The organism is Frigoribacterium sp. VKM Ac-2859 (genome assembly GCF_013204925.1).
Classification (GTDB): Bacteria; Actinomycetota; Actinomycetes; order Actinomycetales; family Microbacteriaceae; genus Frigoribacterium.
The window spans coordinates 1293372-1319360 of record NZ_JABMLC010000001.1 but is presented as its reverse complement, the minus strand read 5'-3'; the positions used below and the strand labels follow the sequence as shown (position 1 = coordinate 1319360).

General features: G+C 74.2%; 30 protein-coding genes. 17 read left to right on the top strand and 13 right to left on the bottom strand.

Annotated features, from left to right (window positions below; translation table 11 throughout):
* The first annotated feature begins 2 nt into the window (after window positions 1-2).
* From HQQ78_RS06115 to HQQ78_RS06085, 7 genes are all read left to right on the top strand, one after another.
* Entirely contained in the window at window positions 3-275 is a 273-nt protein-coding gene (locus tag HQQ78_RS06115) for a hypothetical protein (protein WP_123570635.1), read from the top strand.
* Window positions 276-311: 36 nt separating this feature from the next.
* Window positions 312-467: a hypothetical protein gene (locus HQQ78_RS06110; protein WP_173151596.1), complete on the top strand. Its 156-nt coding sequence runs from the start codon at window positions 312-314 to the stop codon at window positions 465-467.
* Between the two features lie 240 nt (window positions 468-707).
* A complete protein-coding gene (locus HQQ78_RS06105; RefSeq protein WP_173151594.1) occupies window positions 708-1688 on the top strand; it encodes a hypothetical protein in 981 nt (326 codons plus the stop codon).
* Complete coding sequence (locus HQQ78_RS06100) at window positions 1685-2119, top strand: phage holin family protein (RefSeq protein ID WP_082460459.1); 435 nt, start codon at window positions 1685-1687, stop codon at window positions 2117-2119. The genes HQQ78_RS06105 and HQQ78_RS06100 overlap by 4 nt, the downstream gene beginning before the upstream one ends.
* Entirely contained in the window at window positions 2116-2715 is a 600-nt protein-coding gene (locus HQQ78_RS06095; RefSeq protein WP_173151592.1) for a DUF3618 domain-containing protein, read from the top strand. Before HQQ78_RS06100 ends, HQQ78_RS06095 begins: the two co-directional genes overlap by 4 nt.
* A 179-nt stretch (window positions 2716-2894) precedes the next feature.
* A complete protein-coding gene (locus HQQ78_RS06090; RefSeq protein ID WP_123570632.1) occupies window positions 2895-4019 on the top strand; it encodes an AI-2E family transporter in 1125 nt (374 codons plus the stop codon).
* Window positions 4020-4138: 119 nt separating this feature from the next.
* Window positions 4139-4990 (top strand): alpha/beta fold hydrolase, encoded by an 852-nt coding sequence (locus HQQ78_RS06085; RefSeq protein ID WP_173151590.1) that lies wholly within the window; start codon window positions 4139-4141, stop codon window positions 4988-4990.
* Window positions 4991-5008: 18 nt separating this feature from the next.
* Here HQQ78_RS06085 and HQQ78_RS06080 read toward each other — a convergent pair whose 3' ends face one another.
* Both HQQ78_RS06080 and HQQ78_RS06075 read right to left on the bottom strand, forming a co-directional pair.
* Window positions 5009-5233, bottom strand: coding sequence for a hypothetical protein (locus HQQ78_RS06080; protein WP_173151588.1), 225 nt, complete (start codon window positions 5231-5233; stop codon window positions 5009-5011).
* A gap of 62 nt (window positions 5234-5295) precedes the next feature.
* On the bottom strand, window positions 5296-5493 hold the full coding sequence (locus HQQ78_RS06075; RefSeq protein WP_054146271.1) for a hypothetical protein: 198 nt from the start codon (window positions 5491-5493) through the stop codon (window positions 5296-5298).
* A gap of 238 nt (window positions 5494-5731) precedes the next feature.
* Between HQQ78_RS06075 and HQQ78_RS06070 the strand changes: the two genes are divergently transcribed.
* Window positions 5732-7450, top strand: coding sequence for a RecQ family ATP-dependent DNA helicase (locus HQQ78_RS06070; protein ID WP_173151586.1), 1719 nt, complete (start codon window positions 5732-5734; stop codon window positions 7448-7450).
* Here the strand turns inward: HQQ78_RS06070 and HQQ78_RS06065 are convergent.
* Together HQQ78_RS06065 and HQQ78_RS06060 are read right to left on the bottom strand one after the other, a co-directional pair.
* Window positions 7437-8141: an alpha/beta fold hydrolase gene (locus tag HQQ78_RS06065; RefSeq protein ID WP_371740371.1), complete on the bottom strand. Its 705-nt coding sequence runs from the start codon at window positions 8139-8141 to the stop codon at window positions 7437-7439. The genes HQQ78_RS06070 and HQQ78_RS06065 overlap by 14 nt on opposite strands.
* 39 nt (window positions 8142-8180) lie before the next feature.
* Entirely contained in the window at window positions 8181-9356 is a 1176-nt protein-coding gene (locus HQQ78_RS06060; protein ID WP_056046806.1) for a LysM domain-containing protein, read from the bottom strand.
* A 180-nt stretch (window positions 9357-9536) separates the two neighbouring features.
* On the opposite strand from HQQ78_RS06060, the gene HQQ78_RS06055 reads away from it, so the two are divergent.
* From HQQ78_RS06055 to HQQ78_RS06045, 3 genes are all read left to right on the top strand, one after another.
* Window positions 9537-9713: a CsbD family protein gene (locus HQQ78_RS06055; protein ID WP_157485369.1), complete on the top strand. Its 177-nt coding sequence runs from the start codon at window positions 9537-9539 to the stop codon at window positions 9711-9713.
* A 144-nt stretch (window positions 9714-9857) separates the two neighbouring features.
* A complete protein-coding gene (locus HQQ78_RS06050; RefSeq protein WP_173151582.1) occupies window positions 9858-10547 on the top strand; it encodes a DUF4232 domain-containing protein in 690 nt (229 codons plus the stop codon).
* Window positions 10548-10742: 195 nt separating this feature from the next.
* Complete coding sequence (locus HQQ78_RS06045; protein ID WP_173151580.1) at window positions 10743-11429, top strand: DUF6518 family protein; 687 nt, start codon at window positions 10743-10745, stop codon at window positions 11427-11429.
* A 771-nt stretch (window positions 11430-12200) separates the two neighbouring features.
* Here the strand turns inward: HQQ78_RS06045 and HQQ78_RS06040 are convergent.
* Window positions 12201-12884, bottom strand: a complete 684-nt coding sequence (locus HQQ78_RS06040) for a DUF4166 domain-containing protein (protein WP_173151578.1) — start codon at window positions 12882-12884, stop codon at window positions 12201-12203.
* Window positions 12881-13516, bottom strand: a complete 636-nt coding sequence (locus HQQ78_RS06035) for an SRPBCC family protein (protein ID WP_082460343.1) — start codon at window positions 13514-13516, stop codon at window positions 12881-12883. Before HQQ78_RS06035 ends, HQQ78_RS06040 begins: the two co-directional genes overlap by 4 nt.
* A 77-nt stretch (window positions 13517-13593) precedes the next feature.
* Here HQQ78_RS06035 and HQQ78_RS06030 point away from each other — a divergent pair, with 77 nt between their 5' ends.
* Window positions 13594-14223 carry a maleylpyruvate isomerase N-terminal domain-containing protein gene (locus tag HQQ78_RS06030; RefSeq protein WP_173151576.1) on the top strand — a complete coding sequence of 210 codons (630 nt, stop codon included), beginning with the start codon at window positions 13594-13596 and terminating at the stop codon, window positions 14221-14223.
* 454 nt (window positions 14224-14677) lie between these two features.
* Here HQQ78_RS06030 and HQQ78_RS06025 read toward each other — a convergent pair whose 3' ends face one another.
* The 4 genes from HQQ78_RS06025 to HQQ78_RS06010 all read right to left on the bottom strand — a co-directional run bounded on the left by HQQ78_RS06025 (window position 14678) and on the right by HQQ78_RS06010 (window position 16821).
* Window positions 14678-15205: a GNAT family N-acetyltransferase gene (locus HQQ78_RS06025; protein WP_173151574.1), complete on the bottom strand. Its 528-nt coding sequence runs from the start codon at window positions 15203-15205 to the stop codon at window positions 14678-14680.
* A gap of 86 nt (window positions 15206-15291) precedes the next feature.
* A complete protein-coding gene (locus tag HQQ78_RS06020) occupies window positions 15292-15450 on the bottom strand; it encodes a hypothetical protein (protein WP_173151572.1) in 159 nt (52 codons plus the stop codon).
* Window positions 15447-16043, bottom strand: coding sequence for a hypothetical protein (locus HQQ78_RS06015; RefSeq protein ID WP_173151570.1), 597 nt, complete (start codon window positions 16041-16043; stop codon window positions 15447-15449). The genes HQQ78_RS06020 and HQQ78_RS06015 overlap by 4 nt, the downstream gene beginning before the upstream one ends.
* A 58-nt stretch (window positions 16044-16101) precedes the next feature.
* Window positions 16102-16821 carry a DUF805 domain-containing protein gene (locus HQQ78_RS06010; RefSeq protein ID WP_173151568.1) on the bottom strand — a complete coding sequence of 240 codons (720 nt, stop codon included), beginning with the start codon at window positions 16819-16821 and terminating at the stop codon, window positions 16102-16104.
* A gap of 73 nt (window positions 16822-16894) precedes the next feature.
* Here HQQ78_RS06010 and HQQ78_RS06005 point away from each other — a divergent pair, with 73 nt between their 5' ends.
* Window positions 16895-17482 (top strand): GNAT family N-acetyltransferase, encoded by a 588-nt coding sequence (locus tag HQQ78_RS06005; protein ID WP_173151566.1) that lies wholly within the window; start codon window positions 16895-16897, stop codon window positions 17480-17482.
* 99 nt (window positions 17483-17581) lie between these two features.
* On the opposite strand, the gene HQQ78_RS06000 is transcribed toward HQQ78_RS06005, so the two are convergent.
* Genes HQQ78_RS06000 through HQQ78_RS05990 form a run of 3 tightly spaced genes read right to left on the bottom strand, consistent with a single transcriptional unit; the run spans window position 17582 to window position 21338 of the window.
* Entirely contained in the window at window positions 17582-19159 is a 1578-nt protein-coding gene (locus HQQ78_RS06000) for a glycosyltransferase family 2 protein (RefSeq protein ID WP_371740370.1), read from the bottom strand.
* Complete coding sequence (locus HQQ78_RS05995) at window positions 19156-20394, bottom strand: hypothetical protein (RefSeq protein ID WP_173151564.1); 1239 nt, start codon at window positions 20392-20394, stop codon at window positions 19156-19158. Before HQQ78_RS05995 ends, HQQ78_RS06000 begins: the two co-directional genes overlap by 4 nt.
* The gene (locus HQQ78_RS05990) at window positions 20391-21338 is read right to left on the bottom strand and encodes a WcbI family polysaccharide biosynthesis putative acetyltransferase (protein WP_173151562.1); all 948 of its coding nucleotides are present in this window, start codon (window positions 21336-21338) and stop codon (window positions 20391-20393) included. The genes HQQ78_RS05995 and HQQ78_RS05990 overlap by 4 nt, the downstream gene beginning before the upstream one ends.
* 208 nt (window positions 21339-21546) lie before the next feature.
* On the opposite strand from HQQ78_RS05990, the gene HQQ78_RS05985 reads away from it, so the two are divergent.
* The 4 genes from HQQ78_RS05985 to HQQ78_RS05970 are packed head-to-tail and all read left to right on the top strand — an operon-like array spanning window position 21547 to window position 25986.
* Window positions 21547-22764, top strand: a complete 1218-nt coding sequence (locus tag HQQ78_RS05985) for a glycosyltransferase (RefSeq protein WP_056046783.1) — start codon at window positions 21547-21549, stop codon at window positions 22762-22764.
* Complete coding sequence (locus HQQ78_RS05980; protein ID WP_173151560.1) at window positions 22761-24008, top strand: glycosyltransferase; 1248 nt, start codon at window positions 22761-22763, stop codon at window positions 24006-24008. The genes HQQ78_RS05985 and HQQ78_RS05980 overlap by 4 nt, the downstream gene beginning before the upstream one ends.
* Window positions 24005-25153 (top strand): glycosyltransferase, encoded by a 1149-nt coding sequence (locus HQQ78_RS16355; protein WP_173151558.1) that lies wholly within the window; start codon window positions 24005-24007, stop codon window positions 25151-25153. The genes HQQ78_RS05980 and HQQ78_RS16355 overlap by 4 nt, the downstream gene beginning before the upstream one ends.
* Window positions 25150-25986 carry a galactosyltransferase-related protein gene (locus tag HQQ78_RS05970; protein ID WP_173151556.1) on the top strand — a complete coding sequence of 279 codons (837 nt, stop codon included), beginning with the start codon at window positions 25150-25152 and terminating at the stop codon, window positions 25984-25986. Before HQQ78_RS16355 ends, HQQ78_RS05970 begins: the two co-directional genes overlap by 4 nt.
* Window positions 25987-25989 lie beyond the last annotated feature (3 nt).

Genomic DNA, 25989 nt, shown 5'->3' with positions numbered 1-25989 from the left:
CCATGTTCTTGGGAGTCGACTGGGGCGCCTTCGTCGTGGTCTTCGCGACCGCGCTCGCCGCCACCGCCGTCATCGTCACCGCGTTCGCGACGGGGGTCCGTCTGTTCGCGGACGGCGCCGTCGAGTCCGACGGCGGGGCCGGTGCCGCGGTCCCGAGCGGGGGACCGTCGAGGTCGAGACCGCTGGGCGCCACGGTCGCCGGCGGGCTGTGCTTCGCCGTGGGGATCGCTGCCGTGCTCGTCGGACTGTGGCTGATCGTCCCCCAGTTCCACTGACGGCCCGGTCGGCGGGCCGGCGAGTATCGTGCGGGCATGACCAACGACAACGGCATCCCCGACGGTTCGACCGACATGACCGAAGACGACAAGAAGTACACCGAAGCCCTGGCCGACGGGTCGAAGCAGGGCCTCGTCGACGACTCCGAGCAGAGCGACGACAGCGAGGTCTCGGACGGCAAGGACAGCTAGTCGCCCGGGCTCCGGCCCCGACAGGTCACGACATGCCGCTCACGTGCGAACGTGGGCGGCATGTCGCGTTTCCCCGACACGATCCGTCCCGAAAACGACCCTTCCGGCCGGCCCGTGTCAACCCCCCGTCGCGTTTTCACCATGTGCGGTCACCGCCCCCCGGGAGAGGGACAGAGTGACAGGTCCTACCCCGATCACGACCGTCACCCGGACGGTCGCCGACGATCCGAGAGGCACGACATGAGCGACGACGAACGCTACGACGGAGATCCGTCCACCCCGGTCTACGACACCACCTCCGAGGGGCAGCCGCTTCGCGGCGCCGCCTCCGGGCACGACCACCTGCGCCGCGACGACGCCGTGACCGACCTGGGCGACCAGGTCGGGGCGTACGCCGACATCACCGACCCCGACGCGACGGCGAGCGACTTCAGCGCGACCGCGGCCCCGGTCGTCGAGGAGCACCTCGGGCACGACGGCACCGGCACCGGCGCCGGCGCCGATTCCGGCACCGGCACCGGCACCGGCGCCGCCGACACCGCGAAGGCCAAGGCCGGCGCCGCGAAGGACGAGGCGGCCGGGGTCGCGGACGACGCGAAGTCCGCAGCCTCCGACGTCGCCGGCAGTGCCAAGGAGCAGGTCTCCAGGGTCGCTTCCGAGGCAGGCGGCCAGGCCAAGCAGCTCTTCGGCCAGGCGACGGGCGAGCTCAAGGAGCAGGCCGGCGCCCAGCAGGAGAAGGCCGCGGCCGGCCTCCGCCAGGTCGGCGACCAGCTCGGCTCGATGGCCGACTCCGCCGACAGCGGCATCGCGGGCGAGCTGGTCCGCAACCTGTCCGGTCGCGCCCACGGCGTCGCCGGCTGGCTCGAGGGTCGCGACCCGGGCAGCCTGCTCGACGACGTGAAGTCGTACGCGGCGCGCAAGCCCGGCACGTTCATCGCCATCGCCGCGGTCTCCGGCCTGCTCGCCGGACGCGTCGTCAAGTCGCTGACGGCCGAGGCCGGGGACGAGCACGCCGCCACGACCGGAGACGCCGGAGGTGCGGCGAGCCGGCCCGCGCCTCCTGCGTCCGCCACCGCGCCGAGCCGTCTCGTCGGTGACGTCGGCCCCGTGGCCGGTGAGTACGACGTCGTCACCGAGGGCGACGTCCCCGGCGTCGGCACGTCGACGCCCGACTCCAGCGTGCCCACGACGTGGCCCGGCACCTCGGGGACGCGCGCGTGAGCGACCCGTTCCGCGAGCCCGTGGCGACGCCTCCCGCCCCGGAGGACAAGGCCGCGACCACGTCGCTCGGCGACCTGCTCTCCGGCGTGACCGGTGACATCTCGACCCTCTTCCGTCAAGAGGTCGAGCTGGCCAAGGCCGAGCTCACCGAGTCGGCCAAGAAAGCCGGCAAGGGTGCGGGCATGTTCGGCGGAGCGGGTCTCACCGCCCTCTTCGCCCTGCTGTTCGTCTCGCTGGCCGCCATGTGGGGCCTCGGCGTGCTGATCGGCCTCGGCTGGTCGTCGCTGATCATCGCGGTCGTCTACGCGATCGTCGCCCTCGTGCTGTTCCTGCGCGGGAGGAAAGAACTGAAGAGCATCAAGGGGGCACCGAAGACGGTCGACTCCCTCAAGAAGATCCCCGAGACCGTCACGCCTGGAGGCACCGCATGAGCACCACCGACCAGAACGGCAGCAGCCGCACGCCCGACGAGATCCGCGCCGAGATCGAGCGCACGCGCGCCGGACTCGGCAACGACGTCGACGCGCTCGCCGACAAGGTGAACCCGTCGAGCATCGCGCATCGTCAGACCGAGAAGGTGAAGAGCCGCTTCTCGGGCGTCAAGGAGTCGGTCATGGGTGCGGCGCACGATGCGGCCTCGTCGACCTCGGGTGCCGGTCACGACGCCGCGGGCAGCGTCTCGGACGCCTCGTCGGCGGCCGTGCGCAAGGCGAAGGGCAACCCGCTCGCCGTCGGCCTCATCGCCTTCGGAGCCGGCTGGCTCGTGTCGTCCCTGATCCCCGCCTCGGACAAGGAGAAGGAGCTCGTCTCCGACGCCAAGGACGCAGCGGGCCCGGCACTCGACTCGGTGAAGGGTGCGGCGCAGGACGTGGCGTCGAAGCTGAAGGAGCCCGCCCAGGAGGCGTTCGCCTCGGTCAAGGGCACGGCGCAGGACGCCGCCTCGACCGTGAAGGACGACGCCTCGAGCGCCGCGGGCGACGTGAAGGGCAGCGCCCAGCAGTCGAAGGAGAACGTGCAGGGGGCCTGACCCCTCGCGGCACGCGTCCCGACGGACGCAGGGAGGCCCGTCCCGACGAGAGTCGGGGCGGGCCTTCGCGCGCGACGGGCCGGAGGAGCTCCCACTCGATGGGCCGATCGTGCGGCTCGGACCCCGGCCGACCGGTGTCGGCGTGGCCTCGATCGGCTCGAGCAGGTCAGGATGGTCGGATGCCCTCGTCACCCCGCGCCCGTCTCGTGCGTCGATCGGCCGGTACGGCCACGCAGACCGCCACACCCCCCAGCCCGATGCAGCGCCCCGGCGCCTTCCGGTTCGGCCTCATCGCGACCCTCGGCGGGGGGCTCGGCGTCGGCATCATCGTCGCCCTCATGGCCCTGTCGACGATCCTCGTCTACATAGGCCTCGCGTTCTTCCTCGCGCTCGCCTTCGAACCGGTCGTCCGACGCCTCGCGCGCGCCGGCGCCCCGCGCTGGGTCGGCGTCGTCGTCGCCGTCGTACTGGTCGTCGGGGTCGTCGTGGGCATCGTCGCGGCCGTCGTGCCCGCGCTGATCGAGCAGATCGGGCACGTCGTGCAGACGGCCCCCGCCGCCCTGCAGGAGCTCTCGCGCCAGCCCTGGGTGCAGCAGGCCGTCGAGACCGTCGGGTTCGACGTCGACGTCGACGACGCGGTCGGCGCCGTCACCTCGTACCTGCTCGACCCCGACCAGTTGCTCGCCCTCGGCGGAGGCCTGCTCGCCGTCGGCCAGGGGATCACCAACGCCATCACCGCGGTGATCGTGGTCGCGATCCTCACCCTCTACTTCGCGATCACCCTCCCGCAGATGCTGCGCTCGCTCAGTCGCGCCGTGCCCCGCAGCCACCGCGAGAACGTCATGAGCATCTCGGACGAGATCTTCCTGTCGGTCGGCCGCTACGTCGCCGGGCAGGTGGCGCTCGCCGCCGTCAACGCCGTGTTCGTCTTCATCGTGCTGACGATCGCCGGCGGACCGGTGCCGGTGCTCTTCGCGACCCTCGCGTTCCTGGGCGCACTGATCCCCGTGGTCGGCACGGTCGTGGCCTACGCGATCATCATCGCCGCCACGATCACCGTCTCGCCCGTCACCGCGATCGTCGTCGGCATCGTGCTGCTCGTCTACGCCCAGGTCGAGGCCTACGTGCTGACCCCACGGGTGATGTCCAAGGCCGTGGCGGTGCCCGGCGCCCTCGTCATCGTGGCGGCCTTCGGGGGAGGGGCGCTCGGCGGCGTCCTCGGTGCCCTCGTGGCGATCCCGATCGCGACGGCCGGAGTGGTCGTCTTCGAGCGGGTCGTCGTGCCGCGCCAGCAGCGGGTCTAGACCGTCCGGGTCTAGACCGTCCGGGTCGTCCGGGCCGTCAGGCCGTCGGGCCGTCAGGCCATCCGAGCGGCGGCATGCGGGTCTGGGCAAGGGCACGGCGGGGCGCTACCGTGGCGGACATGAGCGGCGAACGCGCGGACGTGACCCTGTCGGACGGCACCGCCCTCGCGGCCACCCGGTGGCGGGGCGAGGGCCCGACCGTGGTGCTGTTGCACGCCGGCGTCGCCGACCGCCGGAGCTGGACGGGCGTCGCCGACGAACTCGCGGCCGACGGGCTCGACCTGGTGGCCCACGACCGCCGGGGGTTCGGCGAGAGCCCGGCCTCCGCGGCCGACGGCGACGCCACGCACCTGGCCGACCTCGTCGAGCTGCTCGACCGGCTGGGCGTCGGGCGGGCGTTCGTCGTCGGCAACTCGATGGGTGGTGCGCTCGCCCTCGACCTGGCCGTGACCGCACCCGAGCGCGTGGCGGGCGTGCTGCTGATCGGTGCCGCGGTCAGCGGCATGACCGACGACGACACCCCGTTCGACTGGACCCCCGACCCGGCGTCGGGCCCGCTGATGGAGGCCCTCGACGAGGCGTCCGGCAGCGGCGACGTCGAGGCGCAGGTCCGTCTCCTGGCCCACCTGTGGCTCGACGGCCCTGCGGCGCGGAGCGGCCGCGTCACGGGTGCCCCCCGCGAACTCTTCGAGCGGATGAACGCCCGCATCCTCGAGGTCGCCGCACCCGACGGGGCCGGAGACGCCGGGCTCGACACGTGGAGCCGCCTCGGCGAGGTCGCGACGCCGGTCCTGGCGACCTGGGGCGCGCTCGACATCCCCGCCGACGAGCCGTTCTACGCAGAGACGGCTCGACGTCTCGGGCAGGGACCGGGTCGGGTGCTGCCCGACGTCGCCCACCTGCCGGGTCTCGAACGGCCCGGGCTGGTGGCCGACCTCGTCCGCGAGGTCGTCGCGGGCGTCGGGAACTGAACCCGCGCCTCCTGGTCGTCAGATCGCGGGACCGCCGGGTGCCGGCGGGCCTGCCGGGTCGTCGTCACCGGCGAGCAGCAGGTCGATGCGGAGTTCTCGTTCTCGCGTGTAGGCCGCCAGTGCCCGGATCACCCAGAGCAGGGTCCTGATCAGGAGCACGGCCAGCGTGACGGCCAAGGCGAACACCACCACGAAGAAGACGGGGTAGAGGACACCGACGAGGGAGAAGCCGTTGGAGTACATCCCTCGACGCTAGGTCACGACCGGGGCCTGCGGGCTCCACCTCGCGGTGGAGCCCCGGGGACTCACTCCTCGGCGTCTGCCGGGCTCTCGTCGGCCTGCGCGGTCTCGTCCATGCGGTCGCGGAGGTGGTCGGCCATCGAGGCCGCGCCCTCGTCGCCGTGGTCGGCCTCGACCTGTTCGATCAGGCCGCTCAGCTTCTCGTGGTCGGTCGCCTCGGTGGCCCCGTCCATGACGGGTTCGGTCTGCTTCTCGTCGCTCATGCACCGGACGCTACGCCCACGGGGTCCGCGACGGCTGGACCCGCGCCTCCGCCCGTGACGGGTGGCGCGGGGCCGGTGCGCGGGAGGCGCGACGGACGGCGCGGCGGGACCACCGAGGGGTACCATGCGCGACTCGCGGCGGGTGGGGTACGCAGGGCCGGGCATCGCCTGGCAGCCCTGCGCGTGTCGCCCCGCACGTGCCTGGGATGGACCTCTGCCCCACCGGAACGAGGACCACATGAGCACGACGACGCGCCCCGCACGCACCCGCACGAGCACCGCCCGCACGAGCACCGCCCGCACCGACGACATCACCCGTGCCGCCGCCGACCTCTTCGGTTGGACCGACCTGCACCCCGCCCAGCTCGAGGCCCTGGAGGCGGTGGTCGCCGGCCGGGACACCCTCGCGGTCATGCCCACGGGATTCGGCAAATCGGCGATCTACCAGGTGGCCGGCGCCGTGCTCGACGGGCCCACGGTCGTCGTCTCGCCGTTGATCGCCTTGCAGGCGGACCAGGTCGCGGGACTCGTCGGACGCCCCGACGCCCCGCCCGCCGTCGCGATCAACTCGGGCCACACCGACGCCGAGAACGACGAGGGCTGGGAGCGCCTCGCCGCCGGAGAGGTCACGTACGTCTTCCTCGCCCCCGAGCAGCTCGCCCGGGACGAGACCGTCGACCGCCTGAGCGACGCCGGGGTCGCCCTCTTCGTCGTCGACGAGGCGCACTGCGTGTCGTCGTGGGGGCACGACTTCCGGCCCGACTACCTGCACCTCGGCGAGGTCGTCGACCGTCTCGGGGGACCCACCGTGCTGGCGCTCACGGCGACCGGGTCGGGCCCGGTGCGGGACGAGATCGTCGAACGCCTCCGCCTCGACGACCCGCTCGTGTTGAGCCACGGCTTCGACCGGCCCACCCTCTCCCTCGAGGTCGTGCGGCACGAGGACGACGACGAGAAGGCCCGCGCCGTGGTCGAGCAGGTGGCCGCCTCGACGACGCCGGGCATCGTCTACGTCGCCACCCGCAAGGCGACCGAGCACTACGCCGCCGCGATCGCCGAGCGCTGCCCCGACCGCACCGTCGTGGGATACCACGGCGGGCAGCGCTCGGCCGAGCGGGGCGAACTGCACGAGCGGTTCCACGCGGGCGAGGTCGACGTGGTGGTGGCGACGAGCGCGTTCGGCATGGGGATCGACAAGCCCGACGTCCGGTTCGTCGTGCACGCCGACGTGCCCGACTCGCTCGACTCGTACTACCAGGAGATCGGCCGGGCCGGGCGCGACGGCGACCCCGCCACCGCGACGCTCCACTACCGCCCCGAAGACCTCTCGCTGCGCTCGTTCTTCGCTTCGGGCCTGCCCGGGCGAGCAGACCTTCGGGGGGTCTTCACCGCGCTCTCGGCGGCGGGTCGGCCCGTCCGGCGATCGGAGGTGTCGGACCAGCTGGCCCTCGGCGCGCGCACGGTCTCGCGCCTCATCGACCTGCTGCTCGAGGGCGGTGCCCTGTCCGAGTCGTCGAAGGGGTTCGAGCCGGTCGACGGCTTCGACGCCCGCAGTGCCGCCGAGGCGGCGCGCGGGGTCGCCGAGACCCGCGACCGGGTCGAGCGCTCGCGCATCGAGATGATGCGCACCTTCGCCGAGGCGCCCGGCTGCCGTCGGCACTTCCTGCTCGGCTACTTCGGCGAGGACTCGCCCGAGCGGTGCGGCAACTGCGACGGCTGCCGGGCCGCCGAGAGGGCAGGCGACCCCCGGGAGGCGCGCGGAGGCGAGCAGGACGACGTCACCGACACCGCGCCTCCTGCGTTCGCGCCCGACGCGCGCGTCGTGCACGCGACCTGGGGTGAGGGCACCGTGATGAGCACGGACGCCGACCGCATGACGGTGTTCTTCGAGAGCGAGGGCTACAAGGTGCTGGCCGTCGCCGACGTGCTCGCGCACGACCTGCTCACGCCGGCCTGACCGGCTCGACGGGTTCGCCGGCGGCGGCGAGGACGGTGGCGATCGTCCGGGGGTGGGCCAGCACCCGGAAGTGCCCGCCCGCGTGGAGGTGCACGTTGACGGCGCCGGGCAATTCGCTGCCCTCGGGGATGTGGGGGTCGAACTCGCCGAAGACCGAGGTGATGCGGCCGTTGACCGACTCGTCCCGAGCGAGCCGCATCGTCGTGGCGTCGCGGGGTGAGAAGGCCCGGAGGGCGGGCAGCACCAGCCAGGTGGCGTAGCGCGACCCCGAGAACGGCGAGCAGACGGCGACCATCGACCGCACGCGGCGGGTCTCGTCGAGCAGCGCCATGACGTACTTGCCGATCAGGCCGCCCTTGCTGTGGGCGACGATCACGACGTCGGTGAGTCCGTGTGCGAGCAGGTAGGCGGCGACGTCGCGGGCGGTGGCCTCGACCGGGCGGCTGTTCCACCGCAGGTCGTCGAGCACGTGCACGGGGTGGCCCTCGGCGTGCAGGCGTTCGATCATCGGTCGGAGGAAGGCCCAGGTCTCCCACACGCCGGGGACGACGAGCACGGGCCGACCGGTGCCGCCGAGGTAGCGCTCCGGGTCGCGAGGACTCGTGACGGCCCTCACCTGCCAGACGGCGGCGTAGGCGTAGTCCTGCACCCACCACACGGCGTGACGGACGAGCACGGGGAGGCGGGGCACCACCCCGACCCTAGGCGTCGTCGTGCGGGACGTCCCGGCTCAGACGCTGTCGGGGTCGAGGACGAGCGTCGTGCCCGCGAACAGGTGCTGCGCGTCGTCGATGACCTGGAGGCCCTGGTTCATGTAGAGGAGCGCCGAGACCGAGATGCCGAAGCGCCGGGCGACGGCGTCGATGAGGTCGTCGGGCGCGACGGTGTACCGCTTGGGCGAACCGGACGCCGTGGTCGCCTCGAGCGCTCCCGTGGCGAAGGCCACCGCACCCGAGTCGACCGGGGCGATGTTCGTCCCACGCGGCGGCACCGACCAGGCGACCGGGGCGACGGCGAGCACCTTCCCGGCCGAGATCTCGACGGGGACGTCCGGGGAGGTGCTGGTCGAATGGACGACGAGGGTCGAGAGGTACGACGGCTGGGTGACCGCTCCGAAGCTCCAGGACGCCGATGCCGGGGTCGCGGTGGGCCCCCCGATCTCGGAACCCCCGTCGCCTCCGAAGGTGATGCCGTCGCCGACGGACGGAGCGACCTGGTAGAACGACACCCCCACCGGCACGGGCAGGCTCGAGGTGAAGTCGGTCACGTCGGTCGTGTAGGTGCCGTCGCCGGTGGCGACCACCCGGTAGTGGAAGTGGATGCTGCCCTTGGGGGACGCCACGTCGGATTCGGCGACGACCGTGCCCGCGGGCACCGGGGTGATGAACGGCGCCGGCACTGCAGCGTCCTCGGGCGGCGGGGTGGCCGCCCGGGGCGAGGGCGTGGCGGGGGCGGTCGGCATCGGCGACGGGGAGGCACTCGGGGTGGGTGTCGAGGTGCGGGCGATCGTGGTCGGGCTCGCGGACCCGGTCGGTGCCCCGGCCGCGAGCGGGGCGGAGCCGTTCGTGGACAGGACCGCGCTCACGACCACGGCGACGAGGGCCGCGGCGGCGACGACGCCGCCGATGACGGCGAGGCGGCGACGGCGGGACCGGGGGGCGGGTTCGCCGTCCTCGTCGTCGTCGGTCGCGCCGACCGGGTCGGCCGAGGCAGCGCTGGCCGTGCCGACGGTCGTGGCCGAACCCGCGGTGCCGGGGTGCGACCAGGCGACGAGTCGGGGTCCGGCAGCGTCCGACGCGTCGACCGTGACGGCGTCGTCGTCGGTGTCGGACGCGGGGGGCGCGAAGGGTTCGTGACCGGGCGTGACTCCCTCGTCGTCGCCCGCCCCCGGTGTGTGTCGTGCCATGGTGCCCCCCTCGGCGACGATCCTAGGCGACGGCGTGGACCGGGTCGAGACCGATCGGTCGGGTCCCGGTCCGGGTACGAACCTGGAACAGCCTGTGAACCCCGACGGCCCGCGGACACCCGGCCTACCGTCACGGGTGTACCGGGTCAGTCCGGTCGACCGACAACCAGGAGGTACGTCATGTCCGTTGGTGACAAGGCAAAAGATTTCGTCCAGAAGGCCGCCGGCAAGGCCGAAGAGGCCGTCGGCAAGCGCACGGACGACGAAGAGCTCACGAAGCAGGGTCACAAGGACCAGCACATGAGCGACGAGCGTCTCGAGACCGAGAAGGCCAAGGACGACCTCGGCAAGAACTGATCGTCCCGCCGACCCCGGTCGGCACCACGAAGGGCCCGGCATCCGCGGATGTCGGGCCCTTCGTCGTCCCGGTGGAGACCGGGGAGCGAGCGGGTAAAGGTGCAGAGTGTGCAAGAACCTGGCCGAGCGTGCTTCGGTGGAGACATGAAGCGTCCGATCCGTTCCCTCGTCCCCGCCGCGGTCGTCGTGGCGTCCTTCGCCGTCGTGCTCTCGGGCTGTTCGGCCCCGGGCGGCCCCGAGACGACGGCGGCCCCCACCGTGACCGTCACGGCCTCACCGACGACCGGCTCGTCGGCGACCGACTCGCCGACCAGCGCCTCCTCTCCCACGGCGACGCCGGGTCCCGACGGGGCGTCCGGCGGCGGTGGCGACCTGGGCGACGGTGCCCCGGGTGACGCGGCCTCGCGGTGCACGGTGGGCGAACTCACCGCCGAGATCGCCGACGGAGGCGGGGGTGCGGCCGGCAGCTACGGCGTCGCGATCATCCTGACCAACGGCGGTCAGCGCTCCTGCACCCTCCAGGGCTGGCCCGGCGTCTCGTTCGTCGGGGACGGGAACGGCACCCAGATCGGCGCCTCGGCCGCGCTCGACCGCGCGACGCCGCACGAGGCCCACACGCTCGCCCCCGGTGCCGAGGTGCAAACCATCGTGCAGATCGCCCAGACGGGGAACTACGACGCGTCCGAGTGCCGCCCGCAGGCGACCGACGGGTTCCGCGTCTACCCGCCCGGCTCGCTCGAGTCGATCTTCGTCCCCGCCTCGGGGTCGAGCTTCGAGGCGTGTGCGAACGCCCGGGTGCAGCAGATGAGGGTGAGCGCCCTGGCCACCTTCTGACGGCACGCGGGTCCGGCCGGCATCGCGGCCGGGCGGATGCGAATCGTCCTTCCGTGGCCAGCGATCCGACGGCCCGACGTCCAGGGACGTCTCGACGGGCGGGGTCATCCTCGAGCCGCACGGCCTGCGACCCGCGGAGGACGCGTCCCGACGCCGGGCGTTCGTACGCTGGCACTTCCTCGAAGGAGAGCTGCCATGCCCGAGACCCGACTCGACCGCCCCGCCTCGCCGACCGCCCGACGGCAGGGGGCCCGGGCTGCGACGATCGTCCACGGCATCGGTCGGGTCGCCGCGGTGGCGGCCGGAGCACTGGTGCTCGGAGGACTGACGAGCCCGGCACAGGGCGTCCTGCCCGAATGGCTCGGCGGTTTCGCGAACTCGTCCGGTGGCTGGTCGATCCTCGTCTTCGCGCTGGTCCTGACCGTGCGGGCCCGTCCAGCCCTGTCGGCCGTCCTGGGTGCCGTGGCGTTCGTGCTGCTGGTCGAGGGCTACCGGATCGTGTCAGGATGGCGCGGCTTCCCTTACGACGAGCCGTTCCAGAACGTCTTCACGATCCTCGGTCTCCTCGTGGGCCCGGTGATCGGCGTCAGCGCCGCACTCCTCCCCGCGTCGTCGCCGACCCGGCGCACCCTCGCGGTCGTGCCGCTCTCGACGGTGCTCGTGGGGGAGGGGCTCTACGGGCTCGTCGTCCTCGACCAGGGACCGGGCGCGATCTACTGGGTGCTCCAACTGGTCCTCGGCGCGGGCTTCCTCGCCTGGGGCACCATGCGGACCCGGTCGTCCGTCCCGACGTGGGTGCCCGTCGTCACGGCGGGGTCGGTGGTGGCCCTGTCGATCTTGTTCGTCGTCGCGTACACGGCCCTCCCTCGCCTGCTGATGTGACCGGCCGGGTCGTTCCTCCGCCGGGATTCGACCCGCCCCTCCCCGGTGGCCGCCGATGCCGGCGCCGACGCCGTGCCGGTGTCGCGGTGTCGGCGATTCCTGGCTGGTGCTGCGGCGGGGTGTCGGGATCGGCGTGGGACGGGTGCGGCCGTGACGGGAGCCAGGACTTGCCGACGAGGTCTGGTGCCGGCGCCGGCGACCGACGCCGTGCCGGTGTCGCGGCGTCGCGGTGTCGGCGATTCCTGGCTGATGCTGCGGCGGGGTGTCGGGATCGGCGTGGGACGGGTGCGGCCGTGACGGGAGCCAGGACTTGCCGACGGGGTCTGCCGCCGGTGCCGGTGCCGGTGCCGGTGTCGCGGCGTCGCGGTGTCGGCAATTCCTGGCCGGTGCTGCGGTGAGGTGCGTGGATCGGCGTGGGACGGGTGCGGCTCTGACGGGAGCCAGGACTTGCCGACGGGGTCTGGTGCCGGTGGCGGTGGCGGTGGCGGTGGCGGTCGCGGTGTCGGCATTTCCTGGCTGGTGCTGCGGCGGGGTGTCGGGATCGGCGTGGGACGGGTGCGGCCGTGACGGGAGCCAGGATTTGCCGACGGGGTCTGACGCTGGGGCCGGTGCCGGTGCCGGTGCCTGGGTCAGTGGTGCTGGCGGTTGCGGTGTCGGCAATTCCTGGCTGGTGCTGCGGTGGGGTGCGTGGATCGGCGTGGGACGGGTGCGGGCGTGACGGGAGCCAGGACTTGCCGACAGAGGGACGGGACGCACGCTCCACTTCGGGGCCTAGAGACGCGCCTCGGTGCGTCGCGGCTTGAGCCGGGCGGGCGCATCGGAGGCGGCGACCCACTCGCAGGTGAAGGCGCCGCGGTAGCCGAAGAGGAACCCGAAGCGGTGGTTGTGCACCTCGAGGTCGACGTGGAACGACTCGTCGTCGTCGGACCACCACTCGTGCAACTCGGCCCGACCGCTGAAAAGCATCGGGAAGCGGAACGAGACGGGGCCCTCGTGGAAGCGCTGCGCCCCGGATCGCAGCACGAGGCCGCCGCGGTCGTCGACCGACAGGTCGAGGTCGACCGCGAGGTGCTGGTGCGTGCCGAGGTAGTCGAGCACCCGCCCCCGGTCGAGCACCATCGTCGCGTCGAATCGGACCGGCCGTCGGCCCGCGCGGCGGCGCGGCACCGAGTACGAGCGGACGAAGGTGACCGTCTCGCGTCCGAGTGCGTCGCGGTACGGGTAGTTCTCGATGACGAAGGGCACGTCGTGGCCGACGTCGGGCACCAGGATGTTGCGCAACCGCCCGATCTGCAAGAACGGCACCGTCCACCACGGGCCCCGCCGGATCGACGACATGACCCCCCGGCCCACGCAGGCCTCGCCCGAGTCGAGACCGACGCCGAAACGTCGCTGCATCATCGGGTGCAGACGCGTGAAGTCCTCGCCGAGGGCCCGCTCGAAGATCGACGTCATCGGGGTGACCGCCTCGCGGGGTCGGGCAGCGCGGCCAGGGTGACCGGCGCCTCCTTCAGGTGGTCGCCCGCGCGCGTGCCGCCGGCGGGCGCACGCAGGGTGCGGGAGGCGCGGGGGCGGTCCGGACGCCAGAACGCGAGAGCGCAGGCGAGCGGCCACCGCTCGGGTTCGCGGCCGGTCTCGAGCCAGAGGCGCAGGCGGTCGAAGCTGTACGCCGTCGCCCAACCGAGCAGCGGACGCACGACCAGGTCGAGCGGGCCCCAACCCGGGTCGTAGTCGTAGCCGGTCACGAAGCGCGTCCGTCCGTCGGCGGTGGGGACGTAGCGCCAGTACCCGCGACCGGCCCGGATCGGCGAGAGGACGTCGTCGGTCGCGAAGCGCAGGGCGGACGTGCGCGAACCGTCCCGGCCGTGGCGCTCGCCGATGCTGACGCCCGTGCCCCGGACGGTGTGGACGGGCGTGCGGCGGACGTAGCGGAACGGGGTCGACCCGTCGGCGTCCGGCGGCCCGGGGGTGATGCTCGAGAAGCGGACGTCCCAGCGGACGTGCTGCGCGGGGTCCTGCGTGGCGGCCCAGACCCGGTCGAGGTCGGCGTCGATCACGGTCTCGACGTAGATCTGACGTTTCCCCACGATGGCGAGGCTAGGGCATGGTGACGGTCGGGTGGACACCCCGCGACGCAGGTCACGGCCGGATCTAGGCTCACCCCATGGACGAGAGCTTCGCGACGGTCCGCGACGCGTTCGGGGCGGCGGCGCGATGGTTCGCCGAGACGGTGCACGAGCTGGACCGGCCGCCGGCCCTCTGGGACGCCCCGGCCCTCGGCGAGTGGAACCACCGCGACCTCGTCGGCCACACGTCGCGGGCACTGCTCACGGTCGAGCAGTACCTGCGGCCCGGGTCGTCCGATTCCGGCCACCGGACCGTCGACTACTACCGGGCGGTCCGGGGCGGCCGTGCCGAACCGGACGAGGTCGCCGAGCGGGGGCGGCAGGCTGGACGGGACCTCGGCGCCCACCTGCCCGAGAGCGTCGACGCCGTCGTGCGACGGGTGACCGGCGTGGTGGCTGCACGGACCGCGGACGCGCGGGTCGAGACGCCGGTCGGCGAGTGGCGGCTCGAGGCGTACCTCCCGACGCGCGTCGTCGAGCTCGTGGTGCACACGGGCGACCTCAGGGCGGCCGCCGGGCTCGACGGGCCGGCGCCCGAGATCGCGGGCCGTCAGGCGCTGGTGGTGCTCGGGGCCCTCGTGGCCGATGCTCCGTGGGCTGACGCGCCGCGCCTCCTGACGGCCCTGACGGGTCGCTCGGCGCTCGCCGCCGGCTACACGGTGCTCTGACGGGGCTACCGGTCCGCCGCGGGCGCCTCCCATCCCTCGACAACGCCCCCGGGGCCTCCGGCTCGGACTCCGGTGTCGGCAATTCCGGGCTCGTGCTGCGGCGGGGTGCCCGCTTCCGCGCGGGAGGGGAGCGGCTGCGGCAGGAGTCAGGATTTGTTGACCTGGGGCGGGACGCGTGCCGCGTGCATGGGGGTGGGCCGACACGCGTCCAGGTCGAAGCGGATGTCGAGCATGCCGCCGTTGTCGGTGTCGGCAACTCCGGGCCGGTGCTGCGGCGGGGTGCCGGGATCACCGGGGAGGAGAGCTACCGCGACGGGAGTCAGGAGTTGCCGACGGGTGGGCGCTGCCGGTGTCGGTGTCGGCAGTTCCGGGCCGGTGTCGCGGCGGGTGTCCGGATCGAACGGATGGCGGGGTCACACCCTCCAAGGGAACGGCCGAGCCTGTCCTGGACGGATCACCGTCCGGTCGAGTCGTCGACCCGCTGGAAGAGGACGTGGTCCTGCCAACGGCCCGCGATCTCGAGGTAGGACGGTGCGATGCCGTACTGCTCGAAACCCGCCTTCTGCAGGACCCGCTGTGAGGCGACGTTGTGACGGAGCGTCCCCGCCTGGACTCGGTGGAGGCCGGCGTCGCCGAACGCCCAGTCGACGGCTTCGCCGACGGCCGAGGTCATGATGCCGCGCCCGTTGCGGTCCTCCGACAGCCAGTAGCCCAGGTCACAGGACCGGAAGGGGCCACGGGCGATCCCGCTGAGGGTCAGCCGGCCCACCACGGCACCCTCGTCGACGATGACGAACGGCTGCGCCTCACCCCGGGATCGTTGCGCCAGCAGCGACGAGATCACCGACAGCTGCCCCTCGGGCGTGAAGTAGGCGTCACCGCGCACGGGGTCCCAGGGCGCCAGGAACTCACGGTTGCGCGTCAACGCCCGGGCCAACTCGGGGGCGTCTCGCGGCTCGATCAGGCGGAGGTGGGAGGACACGGGTTCACGGTACCGCCGGAGACGCGGCCCGATGCCGTCATCGTCGTCGCCGTCGTCATCGGGTCGGCCTCGGGTTCATGTTCGTCCTACGGGGCGCCGTCCTCCGTGCCGGGCTCCAGTCCGCAGGGGTTGAGTGCGTCGAACTCGACGAGCACCCGGTCGACGAGGTCACGCCAGGCCTGACTGCGGCGGGGTTCGTCGACGTCCGCCTCTCGTCGACGGAGGAATCCGCGGACGGCCCTCACCGCGCCTCCGGACGCCCGGCCTCGTCGAGCGCGCGCAGCAGCGCCTCGCCGTCGCGCACGTCCACGAAGGTCATCGGCAGCGGGGCCATGACCCCGTCGAGGCCCGTGTTGGTCAGGCCACGCTGCCGTGCGCCGAACGGGGTGTTCCCCGTGATCGAGTCGGTCCAGTCCACGCTGACGTGGGTGCGGTCCCGGGACCACGAGACCTCCTGGTTCTGCTGCTTCGCCGGCGCCTGGTGGACGGTCGACCCGACGACCAGGAACGACCTCTGGTCGGTGACCGCGTAACCCGTCTTCGCCTTCCAGGCCCGCTTGAGCAGGAACCTGCCGACCACGAAGAAGAGGCCGATCGCCACGAAGACCCCACCGAAGGCGACGAAGAACCACGATGCCCCGTCGCGCAGCGCGGAGACCTCCCAGAAGATCGCGAACCCGCACCAAAGCAGGCTGAACGGCACGAGGAACAGGTCGTTGCGACCGAAGGTCACGCTCTCGTCCGGGCCGCCCGACCAGAGCAGGTGCTCGCCGGGGCGCAGCTCCGGCTGGACGAGGGCACGTCGGTCGTCGGGCACGCGGGCGTCGGGAGCGCTCATGGTCGAGAAACTACCGTGACGCGTCCGCCGCCGTCACCGCGCCCGGGCTGGGGTGCCGTCAGGCCCGGGGCCGGTCGAACCGGGCGCCGCCGGGCTTCGGGCCGAGCAGCGACAGGATGAAGATGACGAATCCGCCGAGGTACGGGACGAGGTTGATGAGCAGCAACCATCCGCTGAGGTCGATGTCGTGGAGTCGCCGCGCTCCGAGGGAGAGGAACGGCACGATCGTCCCGAAGAAGAGGATCGCGAAGACGAAGCCGAAGGGGATGGAACCGGGTCCGGGTTCGAGGGTGCCGTCGTAGTCGGTCGTGCTCCCCGGGAGGCCCGCGAGGAACCCGACGATGCCGAGGACGAAGTAGAGGACCGTGTTCGCGAGGACCACCCACCAGTACTCGCTGCGGCTCGCGCGCCCCGTGAAGTCGGCGTACTTGAGGAAGAACCGCTTCACCGCGACGATCGGGCCCGCCCCGTACAGCGGCGCCCAGAGGGGGACCGACCCGCCCGGGCCGGAGGGCGACCCCTGCGGCGGCTGTCCGTACGAGGGCTGTGCGTACGAGGGCTGCCCGTACCCGGGCTGCTGCCCGTACGGCGGAGGCGTCGGCTGCCCGTAGGGCGGCTGCTGCCCGTAGGGCGGAGGCGACTGCTGCCCGTAGGGCGGGGGCGTCGGCTGCCCGTAGGAGGGCTGCCCGTAGGAGGGCTGCCCGTAGGAGGGCTGCCCGTAGGGCGGCTGCTGCGGCTGCCCGCCCCGCTGGTCCGCTCCGTCGTTCTGGTCGCTCATGAGATCCCCCTCGTCCGCGCCGCCCACCGCGACCAGACCACCCTATCGAGCGGGGGCGTCGTACCATCGGGCCGTGCAGACACCGGCCGTCCTCCGTGACGATTCACCCGAGGCCGCCGCGCTCCTCCGCGCCGGGTGGACCGTCGCGGCCCGGTCGTTCGGTGCCCGGCTCGACGGCGACCGCCTCGACCGTGACCGCCTCCGCGCCCTCGCGTCCGGCAGGGTCGCCGACGTCACGATCCGCGAGCTCGGGTTGCACGACGTCGACGACGTCCTCGCTCTCGACGCGCAGACCCTCGACGACTACCCGGGCAGCGTGGCCACACGGCACGAGCCCTTCGACCGGTCGTCGGCGACACCCGGACCGACCCGCCGGGCCTGGGGTGCCCTCACGTCGACGGGTCGCCTCGTCGGCCTGACCGTCGTCGACCTCGACGGTCCCACCGCCGAGACGGACGTCACCGTCGTGCATCCCGATCACCGCGGTCGAGGCCTCGCGGCGGCGGTCAAGGCCGCGTCGGTGCTGGCCCTCCTCGACGCCGGCGTGCTCCGCTTCCGCACCGGAGGTTCGGCCGACAACCCCGCCATCGTCGCCGCGAACGCCACCCTCGGCTACGTCGTCGACGAGGGCTGGCTCACCCTGGTCGCACCCACCCCCTGAACGTCGGTCGAGTGGTCCCGAACCGTCCCTCGTCGGTCGACGAAGGACGATGGGGGACCACTCGACGCGGCCGCGGGAGTGATCGCGCGGGCCCCGGGATCAGCCCCAGCCGCCGAGGTAGGCGGCGACGCTCGGCTCGCCCGTGACGGGCGTCAGCCAGTCCACGGAGGCGCGGTGCGAGACGAACGCGACGCCCGCCCCCCAGCGTCGGGCGCGCAGGGCGGCGCGGCGCGACTCGACCGTCACGAGCACGCGGCCCGACGGGTCCGCCAACTCGACCGTGCCGAGCGACCCGACGCCCACCGCGTCCGTCGCCGTCCGCAGGTCGCGCGCGACGTCGTCCCCGAGGCCGACCGCAGCGGCCAGGGCCTGCACCCGGGCGTCGTCCGAGCCGCCGGCCTCCACCGCGGGCAGCACCCGCACGGGCCCGTCGAGCGTCACGACCACCCGGGCACCGGCCAGCGCCGCGGCGGCAGCGTCCGACGAGCGGCCCCGCACCCGCTGGTCCGCCTCGAAGACCGGGGCCACGTCATCCGGCACCACGACCGTCACGCCCGGCATCGCCGCCAGCACGCTGTCGACCGCCACGAACGCCGCACCGGCCGAGATCGACGTCCCGACGGAGGCGACCAGGTCGACGCAGACGTCCACCGCGCGACTCCGCACGCCGAACCCACGCGAGCCGCGCACGGCGATCAGGTCCGCGAGGCGCAGGGTCTCGCCGTTCTTCTCGACCTGACGCCGCGCCTCCTCGTCCTCGCGAGCGACCGCCGCCGACGCCGCCGCCGCCGACCCCGCCGAACCCCCCGACCCCGACCCCGCCGACGCGCCGCCGGCACCCGTCGCCCGTCCCGCCCAGTCCGGCCCGTCGTGCCACGCCACGGCGCCCGGCACGTGCGCGAACACGCCGCCGGCGAGCCACGCGCGGTGGGCCCACTCCCAGTCCTCGCCGCCGTAGCTCGTGAACGACTCGTCGAAGCCGCCGACCTGGTCGAAGAACCAGCGGGTGCAGCAGGTGACCGCCCCGATCAGGTGACGGTACGACCGGTCGTCGGCGTGCAGCAGGTCGGCCGACCAGCCGTACGCCTGCTGCAACCAGCGCGGCTGCTCCAGCTCGTGGGCCGGCCCTGCCAGCTCGACCGGCTCCGACACCGGCACGGCCACGCCGTCACCTGCGCCGCCGTCGCCACCCAGCACCCCCGCGAAGTCCGCGTGCTTCCGCTGGCCGACCGTCACCGCCTCGGGGGCGAGCGCCGGCAGCCGGGTCAGCCGTAGCACGTAGTCCGGCTCGGGTGAGGTGTCGGCGTCGACGAAGCACAGCACCGACCCCGACGACGCGGCGACGCCGACGTTGCGGGCGGCCGAGAGCCGGAACCCGAGGTCCTCCTGCACGATCAGCCGCACCCCCTCGGGCACGGTGGGTGGCGTCGGCGATCCGTCGTCGACGACGATCACCTCGAGCCGTTCGGCCGGGTAGCTCTGACGCGCGAGCGCCGCCAGCGTGCGGTCGAGCTCGGCCTGCTGCCGGTAGTGCACGACGACCACCGACACGAGCGGCGGCAGGTCGGGCCACACCCCGTCGAGGGCGTCCCACGCGTTGCCGACGACGAACCGCCCACCCGCAGGAGGCGCGGTGTCGGTCGCGTCGGACACCGGCGACCCGGCGTCGCGGCTCACCAGCGCACCCCCTCGGCCCACCACGCCGCGTAGGCGTCGGCCACCTCGTCGAGGCCGGGCAGGGTCCGGGCGTCGTCGTCGAGCCAGGTCGACGCCGGGTCGGCCAGGGCCGTCGCGATCGCCGTCGCCAGACCGCCGTCGGGGTAGAGCGTGAGCGTGCCCGGCCGGAGGGCGGCCATCTCGCGCGAGTACCTCGTGTCGGGCACGAGCGGTCGTCGCCCGGCCGCGATCCAGGTCGCGATCGATCCGGAGGCCGACACGTGCTGGTGCGCCGCCACGGGCACCGACGCCCGCCGGGCGCGGTCGAGCAGCGTCGCGTCGTCGAGGTAGCCCGTCGCGCCGAACGGCACGCCGAGCGCCGCCGCCTCGTCGACCAGCTGCTGCAGCTCGGCCTCGTGCCCCGAGGAGGCGCGGCCGAGCGCCACGACGCCGGTCGCCCCCGCGTCCGGTCGCGTCGCCCCGCTGCCGCCCCGGTCGCCGGCGGCGTCGAGCCGCGCGGCCGCGAGTCCGGCCACGGCCGCCACCACCTCGGCGTGCCCCTTGCCCGGGTAGAAGAAGCCGATGACCGCGACGTCGCCGTCCGGCTCGGGGAGCCAGGCCGGCCCGGCGGGCTCGGGGAGCCCGGCCGACCCGGTCCGCTCCGCCGGCAGGGGGTGCCGGTCGACCGGCAGGGGGATCACCTCGACCGGGCCGTCGAAGCCGACCCACTCGCGCAGGAGGGAGCGCTCGTGGTCGCTGTTGACCACGACGCCTCGCGCGGCGGCCACCACGCGACCGTAGGCCTCACCGCGCCTCCTCAGGTTGCGCTCGCCGTCCGACGGCTGCGGCAGGTCGTGCAGGGTGACCGTGAGCGCCGTCGTGTCGGCCAGGTGCTCGACGACGTCGGCCGCGGCGGACGGCGAGGGGCCCCAGAGCCGGTCGGTGAACTGCAGGTGGGCCCGCGGGACGCCGACGTCGACGGCGTCGTCCGGGCACGCATCGACGCCCCCCTCGACGTCCGGCACGTCGAGCAGGTCGGCGACGTCCAGGGCGAGGTGCCGACCGGTGCGGGCCTCGACCGTCGCGGCGATCTGGGCCGCGTAGGTCGCGACGCCGTGCTGCGGATCGTGGTGCGTGACCACCACGGGCAGCTCGACGAGGTCGATCGTGGCCGCCGCACCGTCCCGCGCGGTCGACCGGGCCGAGTCGCGCGCGGTCGCCTCGCGGGTCGAGGGATCGACGGCCCCGCCGCTCACGCCGCACCCCACAGCGCGAACGTGTCGGCGTGACGGGCCAGCGCGGCCTCGACCGCGTCCGGGTGCTCGGCGTACCAGGCGAGGTGTGCCCGGCGGACCTCGTCGGCGTCGACGCGCTCGCCGCCGACGACCCAGTGGTCGGTCGCCTCGTCGTCGAGGCCCCAGGCGTCGATCACCGCCTGCTCGCGCGGGGCGTGAACGCTCGAGAGCACGGGTCGGCCCGGGTCGACGACGTGCTCGGGCAGGCCGAGGCGCTCGCGGACGCGCGAGGCGAGGGCCGTCCAGACCGGGTTGCCGGGATGGTTCAGGGTGCGCATCTGGTCGAAGCGCGGCGTGCCGGCCCCGTCGTCGCCCGCGCCGACCTCGAACAGGTCCGACGCGACGACGCTGTCGTGGGCGACCTCGCGCTTCCGCAGCTCGGCCAGCGACTGCTCGGCGACCGACCGGACGACGGCGGGCGTCAGGGCGCCTCCCGGGAGGGGCTGCCCGGCGGCCTCGGCGATCAGCCGGACGTCGTGGTACTCGACCACGGGCGGCACGAGCGAGACGTCGCTCGGCGGGCGCACGATGACGTGCGCGGGGTAGAGGCCCGCGAACCGGACGACGGGCACCCGGACGACCCGCGCCTCCCGGGGCAGCATCGCGGCCAGCTGGGCCGTGCCGAGCGGGAGGTCGTGGTAGTCGTCGCGCACCGGTTGCGAGACCAGCAGCCCGGCCCGGCCGAGCCACCGGCCGAGCTGCGGCAGGTCGGCGGCCGTGAGCTCGTGCACGGGCGGCATCCGGACGGTCCTGAGGCCCCCGCCGTCGAGGAAGATCCGCAGCGACTCGGCCTGGCAGTTGCCCACCACGAGGGCGATCGCCCCGTCGCCCTCCGGCTCGCTCAGACCGTAGAAGTCGCCGTAGTGACGGGTGCGGCCGTCGGGTTCGGTTCGCTGTTCGGACATGCTTCCCTCCGGCCCGCGCTCGGAACGGACAAAGGGGGACGCGCGGGCCTATGTTGAGTCAACAGCGACTTCCCCGGTCGCGTCATCCTTTCCCGCCGCCAGCCCCGGCACACCTCACCCGCATCGTCGCGGGTGCTCGTCGTCCCGCGAGACAGGCCTCGCGCCGGTCCGCCACGGCGAGCGACCTGATCACGCCGAGGAGGCCCCGATGACCCATCACGCCCCGACGTCGCCGTCGACCACGGCCCCCGCGTCCGACGAGACCGTCGTCGTCGCGCCCCTCCGCGTGGCCTCCGTCCCGGCCGGCCACCCGTACGTCCGCTCGTTGCTCGACCCCGACGACGCCTCCGGCCGCGTCGTCCACCTCGCCGACCCGCTGCCCGACCCCGCCGAGCCGGACCGCTGGTGGCCCCCGGTGGTGCTGGACGCCGACTGGCTCCGCGCCCACGCCGACGAGATCGACCTGCTGCACGTGCACTTCGGCACCGAGTCGTACCCGACCGACCACCTCGTCGCCGTCGTCGAGGCCCTGCGCGACCTGCGCCTGCCGCTCGTGTACACGGTGCACGACCTGACGAACCCGCAGCTCGTCGACCAGGCGCCCCACGTCGAGCACCTCGACGTGCTGATCCCGGCCGCCGACGAGTTGATCACCCTCACCGACGCGGCCGCCGACGAGGTCGAGGCCCGGTGGGGTCGTCGCCCGACCGTCATCGCGCATCCGGCCATCGTCGACCCCGAGGTCGAGCTGCCGGTCGGCACACCTGGTGACACGGTCGTCGTCGGGGTCCACCTCCGCGACCTGCGCCCCAACGTCGCGGGCGTCGAGACCGTCCGCACCCTGCTCGCGGCGGTCGACGCCCTGCGCGCCACCGGTGCCGCCGTGGAGGCGCGGGTCGACCTGAACGAGCGCGTGCGCGACCCCGAGCAGGCCGAGCGCATCCGCGAGCTCGTCCGGGCCGCCGGCCCGTCGGCGACCCTCGCCGAGCACCCGCGCCTGACCGACGCCCGGCTCGAGCGGTCGCTCGCCGACCTGGACGTCTCGGTGCTGCCCTACCGCCACGGCACGCACTCGGGCTGGGTCGAGCTGTGCTGGGACCTGGCCGTCCCGGTCGCGGCGCCCCGCGTCGGCCACGCCGCGGCGCAGCACCCCGACCGTGGGACCACCGCCTCCTTCGACCTCGACGACCCCGCGTCGCTGGCCGCGGCCGTCATCGCCCTGGTCAGCCCGCACGCCGTCGACGAGACCGCCGACGCACACGACGCCCCGGCCCGGGTGCCGGCCTCGCGCCGCGGCACCCCGCACCGCGCCGCCCTGCAGCGGCAACGTCGGTCCGTGCGGCGACGACAACGCCACGACGTGGCCGCCGCGCACCTCGCGGTGTACGAGCGCGCCCTCGCGACGGTCGCGGCGGTGACGGCGTGACCCGCGCCTCCCGTCCCCTGCGCATCGTCGTCGTGGCGCCCCTGCGCTACCCGATCCGCGAGCCGTTCGCCGGCGGCCTCGAGTCGTCGGTCCACCACCAGGTGCGCACCCTGCGCGAGCGCGGCCACCGCGTCTCGCTGATCGCCACCGAGGGGTCCGACCACCTCGACCAGAGCCCGCCCGAGTTCGTCCTGCCCGCCGTGGTCTTCGACGACCCGGCCGAGGCGACCGACACGACCTACCCCGTCGGCTACCTCGAGCGCGCGCTGCCGGCGCTCGAACGCGCCCTGCAGTTCGTCGCCGACCACGCCGACGACTACGACCTCGTCGACAACCACAGCCTGCACGGCGCCCCGCTCGCCCGGGCCGACCGCATCGGCGTGCCGATGGTCAGCACCCTGCACACGCCGACCCTGCCCGCCATGCTCGCCGCGCACCGCTCGTCCACCGGGCCGCGCAGCCGCTTCGTCGCCGTCAGCGGCCACACCGCCGCCGCCTGGGCGAGGGAGGGCGTCGAGGCGAGCGTCCTGCCGAACGGCGTCGACACCGAGCGCTGGGGCTTCGGACCGGGGGGCGACGACCTCGTCTGGTCGGGACGCATCGTCCCCGAGAAGGGGCTGCACCTCGCCCTCGAGGTCGCCCGTCGCGCCGGGCGCCGCCTCGTCATCGCCGGTCGCATCGGCGACGTCGACTACTTCGAGACCGAGGTCGCCCCGCACCTCGGAGCCACCGCCCACTACGTCGGCGAACTGCGCCAGCCCGAGCTCGCGGCCCTCGTCGGGCACAGTGGCTGCGCCCTCGTCACGCCCGTGTGGGAGGAGCCCTTCGGCCTCGTCATCGCGGAGGCGCTGGTCACCGGTACGCCGGTCGTCTCGTTCGCCGTCGGGGGAGTCCCCGAGGTCGTGGCGGGTTCGGTCGGGGCCGCCCTCGTCCCCGCCGGCGACCTCGACGGCATGGCGCGCGCGGCCGACGACCTGCTGCGCCGGGTCGGGACGGACGCCGACGCCCGCCGCACCGTGCGGCAGGACGCCGTCGACCGGTTCTCGCTGCGAGCCCGGGCCGCCGTCCTCGAGCGGCTGTACGCCGACGTCGTGGCCTCGGACGAGCGCGTGCCGGGCACGTCCGCCGTCGCCGCGACGGAGGCGACCGGCGTGGGTGGCCGACACCGTGCCTCCTCGTCCCTCGCCGGCGGCCTGTCGGCCGTGCGCCCGGCCGGCACGGGCCGACGGGTCGTGACGGCGTGACCTCGACGGTCGCCCGCCCCCTCGTCGGCTGGTACGTGCACCACCACGGCGCCGGGCACCGCACCCGCTTCTCGGCCGTCCGGCCGCACCTCGACGCCGACGTCGTCGTCTTCAGCTCGCTGAGCGCCCCTGTCGACCTGCCGGACGACACCACCTGGGTCGAACTCGAGCGCGACGACGCCCCGACCACGGGCCCGGACGGCGTGGTCCGTCACCCCGCCGACGCCTCGCCCACCGTGGGCGGCCTGCTGCACTGGGCCCCGGTGGGGCACCCCGGGCACGCCTCCCGCCTGGGCCGCATCGCCGGGGAGATCGCCGGGGCCGCGGCCGGCGGGCGCCCCTTCGACGCGATGGTCGTCGACGTCTCGGTCGAGGTGACGCTCTTCGTGCGGCTGCTGGGCGTCGAGGTCGTCGTGGTCTCGCAACCCGGCGACCGCACCGACGAACCCCATCGACTCGCGTACGACGCCGCGTCGCGCGTGATCGCTCCCTGGCCTGCCGGGACGCACGACTCGTCGGCGCTCGACCGGGTCGCCGAGAAGGTGCGCTGGGTCGGCGGGATCTCGCGGCAGGACGGGCGCGGGGCCTCGGACCGCGGGTCGGCCGTCGTCCCCGGCAGCGTCCTCTTCGTGGGCGGTGCCGGCGGCAGCGACCACGGGGACCTCTCGGCCGCGGTCGCCCGCGCGGCTCGGGCCACGCCCGGCACGACCTGGTCGGCCCTCGGGCTCGACACCTGGGTCGACGATCCGTGGTCGGCCATGACCTCGGCCGAGGTGATCGTGACCTGGGCCGGCCAGAACACCGTCGCCGACCTCGCCGCCCTCGGCGCACGTGCCGTGGTCGTGCCGCAGACCCGACCCTTCGACGAACAGCTCACGACCGCCCGGGCGCTCGACCGGGCCGGTCTCGCCGTCGTGGCGCCGTCCTGGCCCGCCGACGACGAGTGGCCGTCGGTGGTCGAGCGCGCCCGGGGGCTGCGGCCCGACTGGTCGGCGTGGCAGGTCGAGGGGGCTGCCGCCCGCGCCGCCGCGGTGGTCGTCGAGGTGGCCGGTCGGGGCACGCACGGCGTCGGCCCCGCGTGCGCCGAGCCCGCCGTCGGTTCCGACCCCGCCGTCGGCACCGACCTCGCGGGGGTCGCCTCGTGACCGTCGTGGTGGTGACCCTCGCGTCCGCCACCCGCATGAAGCACGTCGCCAACCAGCTACGGTTCGTCCGGCAAGTGGCGCCCGACGCCGGCCACGTGGTCGTCTGGCTCGACGAGACCCCCGCTCCCGACGTGCCCGCCCTGGCCGGGGTCACGACCCTGCACGTCCCGCCGGGTCCCGACGGCCTGCGCCTCGCCGCCGGACGCAACCGCGGAGCCGACGCGGCCGTCGGTCACGGCGCCACGCTCATCGTGTTCCTCGACGCCGACTGCGTCCCCGGCCCCGATCTCTTCCGCCACTACGAGCAGGCGGCGCTCGACCTCCCGGGGGCTCTCCTGAGCGGACCCGTCACCTACCTGCCCGAGGGGTTCGTGCTCGGCACCGGCGAGGGGCTCGAGGGGGCGACCGCTCCGCACGCGGCGCGACCCGCGCCTCCTGCAGGGACGACGCTCGTCGCGGGCGCCGCGGACTATCCGCTGTTCTGGTCGCTGTCGTTCGCGGTGACGCCGGACGCCTGGGCGCGGCTCGGCGGCTTCGACGAGCGATACGAGGGCTACGGCGGCGAGGACACCGACTTCGCCTTCACCGCTCGCTCGCTCGACGTCCCGCTCGTCTGGGTCGGCGGCGCCCACGCGTACCACCAGTACCACCCGACGTCGTCACCGCCGTGGCGCCACCTGTTCGACGTCGTGCGCAACGGCGGCCTCTTCGCCGCGCGGTGGGGCGAGTGGCCGATGGGTGGCTGGCTCGACGCGTTCGAGCGGGCCGGCGCGGTGCGCCGGGCGGCCGACGGCGGCTGGACCCTCGTCGAGGGCGCGGCCGTCCCGAGCTGACCC